This window comes from Streptomyces sp. NPDC020845 (assembly GCF_044334165.1).
Lineage (GTDB): Bacteria > Actinomycetota > Actinomycetes > Streptomycetales > Streptomycetaceae > Streptomyces.
In genome coordinates this window covers 265914-278408 of the sequence record NZ_JBIRSJ010000005.1, presented here as the reverse complement: position 1 = coordinate 278408, position 12495 = coordinate 265914, and the positions used below count along the sequence as shown (strand labels likewise).

The window sequence follows — 12495 nt, the reverse complement described above, 5'->3', positions numbered from 1 at the left end:
TGTGTCCCCTGTGTCCCCTGTGTCCTCGCTCATCCGATCCCCCTGTCAGACGCGGGTCATGGGCCTGACGGCGTTGGCCCGGTCGACCAGCACCTCCACGGCCTCGGGGCTGTCCGCCTGCTGGGCCAGGGCCCGCAGGGTTTCTTCGAGCTTGGCGCGCACCGTGGACTCCTCGTCGTACTCTCCGAGCAGCGCCCCGGCCTCGTCCTTGTTCCCGAACCGGAGCACCCAGTCGAGGGCGGCCTCCCACACCTCGGCGGTCAGCCGCTCGCGGGCGTGGCCCGAGGACCGTCCGTCGTCCAGATACAGCCGCGGCAGCCGGGTCAGCACCTCCGCGAAGTCCGCCTCGGTCGGCAGCCCGTCCGGGTGGCCCAGCCGGCCGGCCAGCACCCGCACCGTGGCGATCTGGGCGGCGTCGTGGTGGCGCGAGACCTTCGGTACCTCGCTGAGGACGTCGACCGACCCGGTGCGGTCGCCCGCGGCCAGCCGCAGCCGGGCCAGGCCGAAGGCGGCGCTGCCCTGGGAGCGGTTGCGCTGCCAGACCGCCTGGTAGAACCGCTCGGCGGCGCCGTGGTCGGCCAGGTGCTCGGCGCAGTACCCGAGGGCGAGCTTGGGCGCGTACTCCCCGGGCAGCGCCCCGTACACCGCGTCGAACTCCCGCCGGGCCCCGGCCACCGCGCCCTCGGCGAGCCGCACCAGCGCGCGGTGCCAGTTCAGCCGCCAGTCGTACGGCGCCCGGTCCCCGCCGATGATCCGCTCGGCGGCCTTCACCTGGGCCTTCGCCTCGTCCACCTCGTCGAGTTCGAGATGGGCGCGGCAGATGCGGAACCGTATCTCGGCGGACTCGTGGGGAAAGGCCCGCAACTGCTCGATCAGCCGTCGCGGGCCGCTGTCGGTCGGGGTGTTGAGCAGCGCCGCGCCCGGGTCCTTGGCGTCGGGGAACGGCACTGGCAGCCCGAGCGGCACCCTCTTCGGGCCGGGCCGGCCGTCCGCGAGCACCGGACGGGCCTCCCCGGTCAGCCAGCGCTCCAGACCGGGGATCCGGCCGAGCCCGGAGTCGAGCAGGGCCGCGGTCGGGGCGAACAGCGTGGAGGGCTCGGGCTGCTCCCGCTCCAGCCGCAGCGAATGGATCTCGCGGAGCACCCCGCGCAGCTGCTCGGCCATCTCGCGGGCGGAGCCGAACCGCTGCCGCGGGTCATAGGCCGTCGCGCGGGCCAGGAGCCTGTCGTACGACTCGCGGCCGAGGCCCGGTGGCCGCTGGGCGGCCCGGCTGACCTTGTCGGAGAGGTTCTTCAGGGTCTTCCCGACGCCGTAGAGGTCATGGAGCTCGGTGAGGAGGGCGCCGCGATGGACCACCTCGGGGGCGGCGAACTTCTCGGTGATCACGGGGTGGCCGTCCCGCTGCCCCAGCTGGCGGACCGCGCCGAGGTCGATCACCTTGACCCGGCCCTCGTGGTGCATGACATTGCTCGGCTTGAGGTCGCAGTAGACCAGCTTCTCGCCGTGCAGATACTCCAGCGCGTCGAGGGCCAGGGCGCCGTAGGTGAGGATGTGCTGGTAGACGCGCGGTCCGTCGAAGTGCGGATCGGCGCGGGCGATGTAGTCCCCGATCGTCGAGAGGGTCACCCCTGCGACGAACTCCATCACGATGTAGCCCTGCGGCCGACCGCTGCCGCGGGCCGGGTGGCGCACATAGTTGATGATGCTGACGATGCCCGGGTGGTCGAGCATGGTCAGATAGCGGCGCTCCTCGATGGCCGCGCGCTGCGCCGTCTCGTCATCGTCGTTGATCAGTCCCTTGATGGCGACGGGCTGGCGGTCCAGCTGGGTGTCCTCGGCGAGATAGACCCAGCCCAGACCCCCGTACGCCACGCCGCCGACCACCTCGTACTGGCCGCCCAGCAGATCCCCGGGCCGCAGCTGCGGGGTGAAGTCGAAGGGGTGGCGGCAGCGGTGGCAGACCCCGGTCCACAGCGCGGGCTGCCCGGCGTATGCCGCGCCCACGGTCTCGTCGCAGCCCGCGCAGGGCTGTCCCTGCGGGGGTGGCTGGGGATTGTCGATGACCAGGTCGCGGAGGGAGGGGAGTTCGACGCGCGGCAGATCCAGCAGGCCGTCGCCCGCGGGCCGGACGGTGAACTTCCGGGCCACGGCGCGCCGTCGTGCGCGGGCCGCGGTGGCGGTGGACTCGGACTCCAGGATGGCAGAGCCAGCGGCAGACGCAGCTGCGGACGCGGGCGCGGGCGCGTCGGGGGAGGGGTTGCCGGCGGCCCGGCCCCGGGCCTTGCGGCCGCACTCCGAGCAGAAGCCGCGGATGTTGATCCGGCCGCGGCCGGCACCGGGGCAGTCGGGCCGGTCGCAGACCGCCGCCCCGCCGCTCGTCCCGTCCGTCATCCCTCTTCCTCCCCGTCTCTGCCCGTCTCTGCCCGTCTCTGTCTGTCTGTGCCTGTCTGTGCCTGTCTGTGCCTTCGCGGTTCACGGCCGGATCTCGTTGACGGCGCGGACGAACCGGTCGACCGCCTCCTGCGCGGCCGGCACGTCGTACGGCACCGAGCGCAGCAGGTCGAACGCCGCGCGCTGGAGCGGGATCAGCTCGGGGAGCTCGGCCGCGCCCATGGCGCCCAGCCGCACGGCGTAGGGGGCCAGCAGGTTCCGCAGCTCCGGGATGCGCTTCAGCTGTTCGTCGGCCGCGCACAGCGCCGCCTCGGCGTGCCGCAGGACCGTGGCCACCGAATGCTCGAAGACGGCCAGCTTGGCGATGATGTGGTGGGTGTGCAGCCCGGGGTCGTCGCGCAGTCTGAGCAGATTGATGCGCAGCGCCGAGGCGTTGCGGGTGTACGGCGGGTTCAGCGCGGGGGAGAGCAGCGCGCGCCGCTCGGCCGCCTCGCGCTCGCGGCCCTCCGCGCGGGTCACCTGCCCGGCCAGCTCGTCCAGCCATGCGTCGATCCGCGCCCGGTCCGGGCGGAACAGCCGCTCGGCCAGGTGCAGGCCGGGCGCCTGCCCATCGCGGAAGACCAGCATCAGCCGGCTGCCCTGATCGGCGAGGAGCTTCATGAAGCGGACCAGGGCCTCGGGGTCATGGGCCCGGTCGACGCTCACGGCCACGATGGTCAGCGGCACCGCGTTGGCCCGGATGCGGCTGAGCGGCGAGGTGTCGCCGAGCGACTTGAGGTCCATCCGGTCGGCGACCCGCTTGGCCACGTCGGTGTCGGTGCGGCCGGTGACGTCGATGGCCAGGTCCAGGCTGCCGATGGGCGGCACCGTATCCCGCGGCGCGGTGGACACCGCCTCCTCGGCGCCGCCCCCGGACAGCTCGCGGTCCGCGAGCGTCACGGCCCGGCTGAGCGCCCCGTTCCGGTCGCTGTCGTCGTCCTCGATCACGACCGTCTCGACGTCCGCGATCCCCTCCCGCCCGGCCAGGCTCTCCCGCCGCAGCCACAGGGCCAGCCGCTGGGCGAAGCCGATGTCCTGGACGCCGTCGGTGAGCGGGGAGACCAGCCGCGGGTCCACCCCGGCCTCGCCGCCCACCCAGCGGGCGACCTGAGGCAGATGCCGGACGATGGTCTCGACGGGGATCATGTACGAAAAGCGGCGCCGCTCGGCGCTCGGCACGCTGTCGGAGTCGTCGTAGCGGCTGACCACCATGCCGATGACATGGTGGGTCTGCTCGTCCTCGACCCCGGCGCCGCTGAAGCCGTAGCGCACCACGTCACCGGGCGTCTCCGGGTTGACCTGCACCCACTCCGCGCGCGGCCCCGCGGCGCCCGCGAGGCTGCCCAGGAACCACATGCCGTCGTCGTTGCCGTCGGGGAAGCCGCACATCCGCACCGGCCGCCGGGACACCGGGGGCAGCCGGAACAGGGGCGCGGCGTGCTCGGCGGGCTGGGGGCGGCTCAGCCTCAGCAGCGCCACATCGCCGCAGCTGTCGGCGCGCTGCGGCACCCAGCAGCCCGGGGCGACGCGCGCGCTGACGGGCTCAGCGTCGGGCACACCGACCAGGTCGACCCGCACTTCCGTGGCCGGAAGCGGCCGTCCGTCCTCGGGGATCACATGAGCGCAGGTCAACACCGTCTCGCTGCCCAGAAGGATTCCCGCGCCCAGAACATCGCCCGTCGTACTACGGATCCGAACCCGCCAAGTCCCGTCACGGGCGGGCGCATTGGCGGTATTGCCGTTTTCCGCCCCCATGCGGCCCGAGCATACGCCCGAGACGTACGGAATTGACTGCTCCCCTCCCAAAATCCTGAAGGGAGGGGATTCCTGGCTCAGGCTTCCTCCGGGAGCAGCGCTCCCGGAGGTCTTACGCCCTCGGCACCAGCCGGGTTCAGACCTGCCCGGTGGAGCATTACGTGGGCGGAGTTCTTGTCTCTGGGGGAGACGGCTCCGCATGTGGTGCAGGTGTAGGTGCGCTCGGACAGCGGTAGTGCGTGCTTGGTTCTCGCTCCGCACGATGCGCAGTCCATGGTGGTGTGCGCGGGATGCACGAGGCGGATGTCCCGCCCGTGCTTGCGGCCCATCTCGATCAGGGCCTTCTTCGTGGCGCCGATCGCGGCGTCCGCCGCCTTGCGCGCCATCGAGGACCTGGCGAGGAACTTCGCCTTGAAGTCCTCCACCGCGATGGCGTCGTGGTCGGTCACGACCTTCTTCGCCCTTCCCCAAGCTCTCGGCTTCGCTCGAGCAGGGGAGACCCCATTCGGCCGGTGTCCTGCCGCTGCCGGGCGACCTTCTTGTACGCCTTCGCACGCAGGTGCTTGGCCTCGTGGCAGCCCTTCGAGGCGGCCTGCCCCTTTTTCGGTCTGCGGCGGGCCATCATCCGGTCGTACCGGGTCAGCCTGGCCTGGGCCTTGCGGCCGTGCTGGGTGTGCGGGAGGTCGTGGGCGTGGGATGTGGTGGTCGCGGTCTGCTTCACGCCCCAGTCCACGCCCAGCGCCCGGCCGGTCTTCGGCAGCGGCTGCATCTGGGTGGGGACCACGAACGAGCAGTACCAGTGCCCGACACTGTCCTGGTACACACGCACCGAGGAGGTCGCGGCGGGCAGGTCCCGCGACCACACCACCGTCAGCACGATCCCGCCCGCCAGGCGCAGCCGATCGCGGTCCCCCTTCTGCCAGCGGAGCCGCACCGGCGGTCGACGACGCGCGAAGCCGGTACGTGTACCGGGCGTGCCCGGACTCGTCGGCTTCACGTGGCGTCATCACGCCGCTAACGTAGCGTCATCGTTCGTTTCTCACTCAGGATCCTGGCAGACCTACACGAACGGGTGACTGCTCAAGCTGCTGCGGACCGGCGGTCCCTCAACTCCTAGATCATCCCGTTCACCTACACCGCGGCTCCCGGCATCCGACCGGGGCCGGGGCCCGGGTGAGGGCCCGGATCTGAGCCCGGGGCGGGGCCGGTGCGGCGGTCCTGTCCGGGGCCGGTGCGGCGGTCCTGTCCGGGGCCGAGCGGGCGGTCCCCGGACGGCCGGGACCACCACACGCCCTCGCCGCGCGTGAGCCCCGGCAGCCACCGCTTCACCCCGTGCACCTCCCGCGCCGGGATCCGGCCCTCGAGCAGCCAGGCCGGCAGCCCGCCCGCCGTCTCCTCGACGGCGGTGATGTCGGCCTCGGCCGCGGTGAGTTGGCCGGTGACCGGGGCCAGCGCGTCGTGCGGGATCTCCAGCTCGAAGGCGTGGCAGGGCTCGTACACCCGCGTCCCCGCGGCGCGCAGCGCCCGCTCCAGCACCACTGGGGTCAGCTCGCGGAAGTCACGCGCCGTGCTGAGCGGGCTGGAGAAGCCCGAGCGGATGAGGGTGACGAGGCAGTCGGTCACCGGCCGGCCGTCGTGGCCCTGGAGGAGGGTGTCGTGCACGGTCTCCTCGATGGCGTGGTGGAACGCCCGGGGCAGCGCGCCCAGTTCGGTCTCGTACCGGAAGATCACCCCGGAGCCGGTCCGGGCGGGCTCGACGCGCAGCCCGATGGTGGCCCAGAGGCCGGTGTGATGGCGCGGGGCCATCTCCTCGCACGCCTCGCCGACGCGCACGGGCCGCTCGACGTGGACCGGCTGGCTCGGCTCGAAGTCGGCCTCGATGCCGAAGTCCCGGGCGAGCGTCGCCGCGATGATCTCCTTCTGGACCTCGCCGTACAGCAGCACCGAGGTGGCGCCGCCCGGCAGGGCGCGGGTGTGGATCAGCGGGTCCTGTTCGGCCAGGCTCAGCAACGCGGCGTGCAGCCGCGCGGCGGGGCCCGGACCGGGCTCGCGCGCGCGGACGACCGTGCTCAGGCTGGGCGCGGCGAAGTGCGGCTGGTCCGGCGGCGGGTGCCCGGGGCCGCGGCCGTTTGCGTGGCCGGTGCCGCTTTCGGCGCTTGGGTCGGTGTTGGTGCTTAGGTTGGTGCCGGTGTTGCCGTTGGTGTGGGCGTCGGCCCCGCCGAGCCGGTCGCCGACCCGTACCTCGGGCAGGCCCCGCACCTTGCCGATGTTCCCGGCGGTCAGCCGCCCGGCGCCCGCCTGTGCGCCGGCCCGGCCGACGACATCGAGCGAGGTGATCTGGCCGCCGTACTCGACGAGCGTGCCGCCCGGCCCGCGGCGGTGGAGCGTCACCTTCTGCCGTACGGCCAACTCGCCCGCGAACAGCCGCAGATACGCCGTCTTCCCGCCGCTTCCGCCCCGGCGCTCCACGGCGAAGACCGTCCCGTACGGGGCCGTTTCCGCGCCGACGGGTGCGGGCGGCAGCAGACGCGCCATCCCGCGGGCGAGCGCGCCGACGCCCTGGCCGCTCAGCGCCGAGCCGAAGAACACCGGGTGGACGCGGCAGTCCGCCGTGCCACCGGCCAGCGCCGCCCGCAGCTCGGCGGGCGTGGGCGGGGGCCCGTCCAGGACGCGGGCGAGCAGCACGTCGTCGGTCTCGGCCAGCGCCTCGGCCACCTGCGCGCGGAAGTCCGCGTCGTCGAGTGACCGGGGCACGGCGCGGGCGTGCCGCGTGCCCAGGTCCCGTACGGCCGTCAGCGCGACGACGTGCGGGGCCAGCTTGTGCCGGATGTCCGCCAGCAGCCCCTCGTCGCGGGCGCCCGGGCGGTCGATCTTGTTGACGAAGAGCAGGGTCGGCAGCCGCAGCCGCCGCAGGGTCTTCATCAGCACGCGGGTCTGTGCCTGGACGCCCTCCACCGCGGACAGCACCAGGACCGCGCCGTCCAGCACCCCGAGGGCGCGTTCGACCTCGGCGATGAAGTCCGAGTGGCCGGGCGTGTCGATCAGGTTGATCTGAGCCGACCCCACGGTGAAGGAGGCGACCGCCGAGCGCACGGTGATGCCGCGCTCGCGCTCGATGTCGCCCGTGTCGGTCTGGGTGGTGCCGCTGTCGACGCTGCCGAGGCGGTCGATGGCGCCGTGGTCGAAGAGCAGGCGCTCGGTGAGGCTGGTCTTACCGGCGTCGACGTGCGCCAGGATGCCGATGTTCAGGGTGCGCGATGTGCGCGATGTGCGCGGGGTGTGCGACGTGGGCATGCGTGCTGAAGTCCTCGAGAACTGTCGTCCGGTGGGGGCGCTGAGTAGTTCCGAGGAATCGGCGCATCGCATGCTCCTGACTTGTCGTCGGACGGACTGCGCCATCCTGTCAGCGCATGCGGCACGGTCAAGCGAATTACGGCCGTACGGGGCGGGGCCCGCCGTACGGGGCGGGGGCCCGCAGGGGGCCTACGGCCTACGGCCTACGCGAGGTGGCTACGCGAGGTGGCGGACGATCCGGCGCACCTGCTCGGTGTAGCGCTCGCGGAACTCCGGTGAGTCCGGCTCGACGCCGAAGAGCTGCCGTACGAGGTGCGGCAGCGCGGTGGGCGCCGAGACCATGCTGATGAACAGCAGCAGCGCGGCGGCCGGGTCGAGGTCGTCGGCCAGCTCGCCGTCCGCTTGGCGGCGGCGCAGCCCGGAGAGGTCTTCGGGGTCCTGCTCGACCACGCCGCCGGTGAGGCCGTGCCAGAGGTTGAGGCGGGTGGGCCGGGGGTCGGCGAAGGCCGCGTCGAGGTAGCGCACGATGAGGTCGTCGAGGGGGAGGGCCGGGTCGGCGATGGTCTCCTCGCGCCGCAGCCACTGCTGGTGCAGCTCGCGGTAGAGCCCTTCCTTGCCGCCGAAGTAGTAGCTGATCAGCTGCTTGTTGAGGCCGGCGCGGTCCGCGATGTCCTGGACGCGGGCGCCCGCGAATCCCTTCTCGGCGAACTCGTCCATCGCGGCGTCCAGCAGCAGTCGCCGGGAGCGCTCGGGGTCGAGCTTGCGCTCCGTCGGCGCGGGGGCGCGGCGGGTCTTCTTCGGCGGTGCCTGCGGCGCTTTCTCCTTCACCTGATCAGGCTATCCGCAGCCGTCTCGGACTTCACCCATCTATTTGTTTGACAAGTTCATCCGGTTAGATGAATCGTGGGTCCCGTTCAACCCAACGAGACGGCAGAGCAAGGAGAACTCGTCATGATCGTGGTGACCGGAGCCACCGGAAACGTCGGCAGGCATGTGGTGGACGAGCTGGTCGCGGCGGGTGCGGAGGTCCGCGCGCTGACCCGCGATCCCGAGTCGGCGCGGCTGCCCGAGGGGGTCCAGGTGGCGCGCACCGCGGACCTTCCGCTGGAGGGCGCCACGGCGGTCTTCCTCAACCCGGCGGTGGTGTGGGGGAAGGGCGCGGGCGAGCTGCTGCGCAAGGCCGAGCAGGCGGGGGTGCGGCGTATCGTCACGCTCTCCTCCTCGGCCGTGCTGTTCGCCGGCCCGGGCAATCCCATCGGCAACCACCACCATGAGCTGGAGACCGAGATCGAGGCATCGGGGCTGGCCTGGACGCACGTCCGGCCGGGCGCCTTCGCCTCGAACGCGCTCCAGTGGGTGCCGCAGATCCGCAAGGGCGACGTGGTCCACGGCGCGTACGCCCAGGCCCACACGGCGCCCATCGACGAGGCCGACATCGCGGCCGTCGCCGCCCGCGCCCTGCTCAGCGAGGAGTACGCCGGCCAGGCGCCGGTGCTGTCGGGGCCGCAGTCGCTGACCTTCGCGGAGCAGGTGGCCATCATCGGCGCGGCCCTCGGGCGCCCGCTGCGGTACGAGGAGATTCCGGCAGAGGCGGCCAGGGAGGCCATGACCGGCGGCGGTGTGCCGGCGGACATCGCGGACTCGCTGCTGCGGATGTTCGCGGGGGCCGTCGACCGCCCGGCCGATATCTCCCCGGAGACGGAGCGGATCACGGGGCGGCCGGGGCGTACGTTCGCCCAGTGGGCGAGCGACCACGCGGCCGCGTTCAGCTGACGCTTGGCTGGGGCCGCGGTTCGGGAGCGGTCGGCCGCTGTCAGGAGGCTGTCCGGCCGCCCGCCCGTTTGCCGGTGGCCTGCTTCTTGGCGGGGGCTTTCTTGGCCGCGGCCTTCTTCGCCGTGGTCTTCGCGGCGCCTGTCTTCGCGCCGGCCTTCTCGGTGCCCTTCTTCTTCGTCGCCGCGGTCTTCTTCGCGGGCGCTGCGGCCTTCTTGCGGGCCGGCAGCGGGTGGACCGTGGCCTCCGCCTCTTCCTCTTCCGCGGCCTCCCCGGCCTCCTCGCCCCGGGCCGCGCGGGCGCTGCGCACGCTGTCCCGCAGCGCCGCCATCAGGTCGACGACTTGGGCCCCGGCCGGGGCCTCGCCGGGCTCGGCGGTGGGTGTGGCGCCGGCCATCTTTGCCGCCACGAGGGCGTCCAGCGCCTCCTGGTACTCGTCGTGCAGCTGGGTCAGATCCACCTCGCCGAGCGTGTTCATCAAGGTGTCGGCGAGGTCGAGCTCCGCCTCCCGTACCGTCACCTTCTCCTTGGGGGCCACGCCGACCGGGTTGCGCACCTCGTCCGGCCACAGCAGCCGGTGCATCGCGATGGCGTCGCCCACCACGCGCAGCATGCCCAGGCGCTCCCGGCCGCGGTGGGCGTATTTGGTGATGGCCACCTTCTCGCTGCGCTTGAGCGCTTCGCGCAGCAGGGCGTACGGCTTGGCGGCCGCGGGGCCGTTCGCGCCGAGGTAGTAGGCGTCGCCCATCTGGAGGGGGTCGATGTCCGCCGCCGAGACGAACGCCTGGATCTCCAGGGCGCGGGTCGTGGGCAGCGGTAGGTGGGCCAGGTCCTCGTCGGTGATCGGGATCAGCGTGCCGTCGGCGTCCTCGTAGGCCTTGCCGATCTCGTCCGCGTCGATCTGTCTGTCCTCGAGCTCGCAGACCTTGCGGTAGCGGATCCGGCCGCCGTCCTTGGTGTGCACCTGCCGGAAGGAGACGGAGTGGTCCTCGGTCGCCGGATACATCTTGATCGGGATGCTGACCAGACCGAAGGAAATGTTCCCATTCCAGATGGACCGCATGCTTTTGATCCCTTTCGTGAGATTCTTATCGTATGTCCCCGATCGCGGAGGTGGAGGGGCGGCGCATCGCGCTCAGTAACCTCGAGAAGGTGCTCTATCCGGCCACGGGCACCACCAAGGGAGAGCTGCTGCACTACCTGGCGGCCGTCGCCGGGCCGCTTCTGCGCCATCTGCGCGGCCGGCCGCTGGCGTTCCTCCGCTTCCCGGACGGCCCCGACGGCCAGACGTTCTTCACCAAGAACCCGCCCCCGGGCACGCCCGACTGGGTGGCGACGGCCGAGGTGCCCCGCCACGAGGGGGAGACCTCCCGTCAGATCCTCGTCCAGGACCTCGCCTCGCTGATGTGGGCCGGAAACCTGGTTGTCGAATTCCACGCCCCCATGTGGCGCGCCGATCGCGCCGCCGGTCTCGCCGACCGCCTCGTCTTCGACCTCGACCCGGGCCCGCCCGCCACGATCGTGCACTGCTGCGCCGTCGCCGAATGGCTGCGCGAGCGGCTGCACGCCGACGGCCTGTCCGCGTACGCCAAGACCAGCGGCTCCAAGGGGCTGCATCTGCTGATCCCGGTGGAGCCGACCCCCTCCCCGGAGACCACCGGCTACGCCAGAAAGCTCGCCCTGGAAGCCACGGCCGCCGTGCCCGGCCTGGTGACCTCCAAAATGACCCGCTCGCAGCGGCCCGGGAAGGTGTTCGTCGACTTCAGCCAGAACGCCGCCGCGAAGACCACCGCCGCCCCCTACACCGCCCGCGCGCGCCGCGAGCCGACCGTCTCCACGCCCGTCACCTGGAACGAGGTCGAGGGATGCGAGGACCCCGCGCAGCTGGTCTTCCGGATCGACGACATCACGCCCCGGCTCGACCGCCACGGGGATCTGCTGGAGCCCCTTCTGGACCCGGAGCTGGCCCGCCCGCTGCCCGCGGGGGACGGACCGTGACGGCCGCGACCGGGCCGGGCGCGGCGGCAGGGCCGAGCGCCGCCGCGCCTGCCGCCGGGGCCGTGCGGCCCGCTGGGGCCGCGTTGGCGCCCGGGGCCGTGTCGGCACCCAGGGCCGTGTCGGCACCCAGGGCCGTACCGGCCGCCGCAGCCGCGCCGATGCCGGGGGCCCGGCCGGCCTCCGGAGCCGCGCCAGCCCTCATCGCGCCCCCCGGAGCCGCACCAACCCCCACCGCGCCTCCCGGAGCCCCGTGGTGATCCCGCGCTGGAGCCCGCCCTCGCGGATGCCGCTGCTGCCGCCCGTGGAGGTCGCGCTGGCCCGCCCCGTCCACGCCTTTCCCGACCCGGCGGGGAAGCGGCTGGCCTACGAGCCGAAGTTCGACGGCCACCGCGTACTGATCTTCCGTACGGAGGACGACGTCCTGCTGCAGGCCCGCTCCGGCCGCATCGTCACCACGGCGTTCCCCGATCTGCGGGCCGCCGCGGAACGGCTCCCGGCCGGTACGGTCCTGGACGGCGAGGTCGTCGTGTGGACCGGCGGCCGTACGGACTTCGCCGCCGTCCAGAAGCGCGCGGCGGCCACCCGCGCCCGCGCCGCCCGGCTCGCCCGCGAACTCCCCGCCTCCTACGCCGCCTTCGACCTGCTGGCCGCCGGGGGCGAGGATCTGCGCCCCCTGGCCTACGAGCGGCGCCGGGCCAGGCTCGTCGCGCTGCTGGAGCCGTACGGGCCGCCGCTGCAGCCCGTCCCCATGACCACCGACCCCGAGCTCGCCGCCACCTGGTACGACACCCTTCCGGCCAGCGGCGTCGAGGGCCTGGTGATCAAGAGCCTGGGCCAGCCCTACCGCGCGGGCCGCCACTGGTGGAAGCTGCGCCACTCCGAGACGCGGGAGGCCGTGGTGGTCGGCGTCGTCGGCCCCCGCTACCACCCGCGCTCGCTCGCGCTGGTGCTGCCGGGCGCCGACGACCCCGTGGTTTCCACCCCGCTCTCCCCTGCCGTACGCGCCCAGATCACGGCCGCGCTGCGCGGCCTGCCCGCCCCCGCGGAGCCGCCCGGGACCGAGCTCGCCCCCACCGCCATGGACATGGTCGGCACCGAGATCTCGTACCGGCCGGTGGCCCCGGAGCTGACGGTCGAGGTACGCCGGGACAGCACCGCCCGCCACGCGGCGACCACGGTGGTGCGGCTGCGCGCGCCGGAGTAGCCGGGATTTGTGCCGGAATCTGTGGTGGCTTTGGGACGGCGACC

General features: G+C 73.1%; 9 protein-coding genes and 1 pseudogene. 4 read left to right on the top strand and 6 right to left on the bottom strand.

Going from position 1 to position 12495, the window contains the following annotated elements; genetic code table 11:
* Positions 1-45: 45 nt before the first annotated feature.
* The 3 genes and pseudogenes from ACH4U7_RS14265 to ACH4U7_RS14255 form a co-directional block, all read right to left on the bottom strand.
* Positions 46-2391, bottom strand: coding sequence for a tetratricopeptide repeat protein (locus ACH4U7_RS14265; RefSeq protein ID WP_398528238.1), 2346 nt, complete (start codon positions 2389-2391; stop codon positions 46-48).
* An 81-nt stretch (positions 2392-2472) separates the two neighbouring features.
* Complete coding sequence (locus tag ACH4U7_RS14260) at positions 2473-4185, bottom strand: serine protease (protein WP_398528237.1); 1713 nt, start codon at positions 4183-4185, stop codon at positions 2473-2475.
* 77 nt (positions 4186-4262) lie between these two features.
* Positions 4263-5086: pseudogene (locus ACH4U7_RS14255) on the bottom strand (RNA-guided endonuclease InsQ/TnpB family protein); the annotation flags it as partial.
* Between the two features lie 126 nt (positions 5087-5212).
* Between ACH4U7_RS14255 and ACH4U7_RS14250 the strand changes: the two are divergent.
* Positions 5213-5302, top strand: a complete 90-nt coding sequence (locus tag ACH4U7_RS14250) for a toxin-antitoxin system HicB family antitoxin (RefSeq protein WP_398528523.1) — start codon at positions 5213-5215, stop codon at positions 5300-5302.
* Positions 5303-5316: 14 nt separating this feature from the next.
* Here the strand turns inward: ACH4U7_RS14250 and ACH4U7_RS14245 are convergent, their stop codons facing one another.
* Both ACH4U7_RS14245 and ACH4U7_RS14240 read right to left on the bottom strand, forming a co-directional pair.
* Positions 5317-7479 carry a GTP-binding protein gene (locus tag ACH4U7_RS14245; protein WP_398528236.1) on the bottom strand — a complete coding sequence of 721 codons (2163 nt, stop codon included), beginning with the start codon at positions 7477-7479 and terminating at the stop codon, positions 5317-5319.
* A 216-nt stretch (positions 7480-7695) separates the two neighbouring features.
* On the bottom strand, positions 7696-8307 hold the full coding sequence (locus ACH4U7_RS14240; RefSeq protein WP_398528235.1) for a TetR/AcrR family transcriptional regulator: 612 nt from the start codon (positions 8305-8307) through the stop codon (positions 7696-7698).
* Between the two features lie 123 nt (positions 8308-8430).
* Here ACH4U7_RS14240 and ACH4U7_RS14235 point away from each other — a divergent pair, with 123 nt between their 5' ends.
* Positions 8431-9252 carry an NAD(P)H-binding protein gene (locus ACH4U7_RS14235; protein WP_398528234.1) on the top strand — a complete coding sequence of 274 codons (822 nt, stop codon included), beginning with the start codon at positions 8431-8433 and terminating at the stop codon, positions 9250-9252.
* A gap of 40 nt (positions 9253-9292) precedes the next feature.
* Here the strand turns inward: ACH4U7_RS14235 and ACH4U7_RS14230 are convergent, their stop codons facing one another.
* Positions 9293-10312: a Ku protein gene (locus ACH4U7_RS14230; RefSeq protein WP_398528233.1), complete on the bottom strand. Its 1020-nt coding sequence runs from the start codon at positions 10310-10312 to the stop codon at positions 9293-9295.
* A gap of 32 nt (positions 10313-10344) precedes the next feature.
* On the opposite strand from ACH4U7_RS14230, the gene ligD reads away from it, so the two are divergent.
* Both ligD and ACH4U7_RS14220 read left to right on the top strand, forming a co-directional pair.
* Positions 10345-11247, top strand: a complete 903-nt coding sequence (gene ligD, locus ACH4U7_RS14225) for a non-homologous end-joining DNA ligase (protein ID WP_398528232.1) — start codon at positions 10345-10347, stop codon at positions 11245-11247.
* A 283-nt stretch (positions 11248-11530) separates the two neighbouring features.
* Positions 11531-12451, top strand: coding sequence for an ATP-dependent DNA ligase (locus ACH4U7_RS14220; protein ID WP_398528522.1), 921 nt, complete (start codon positions 11531-11533; stop codon positions 12449-12451).
* Positions 12452-12495 lie beyond the last annotated feature (44 nt).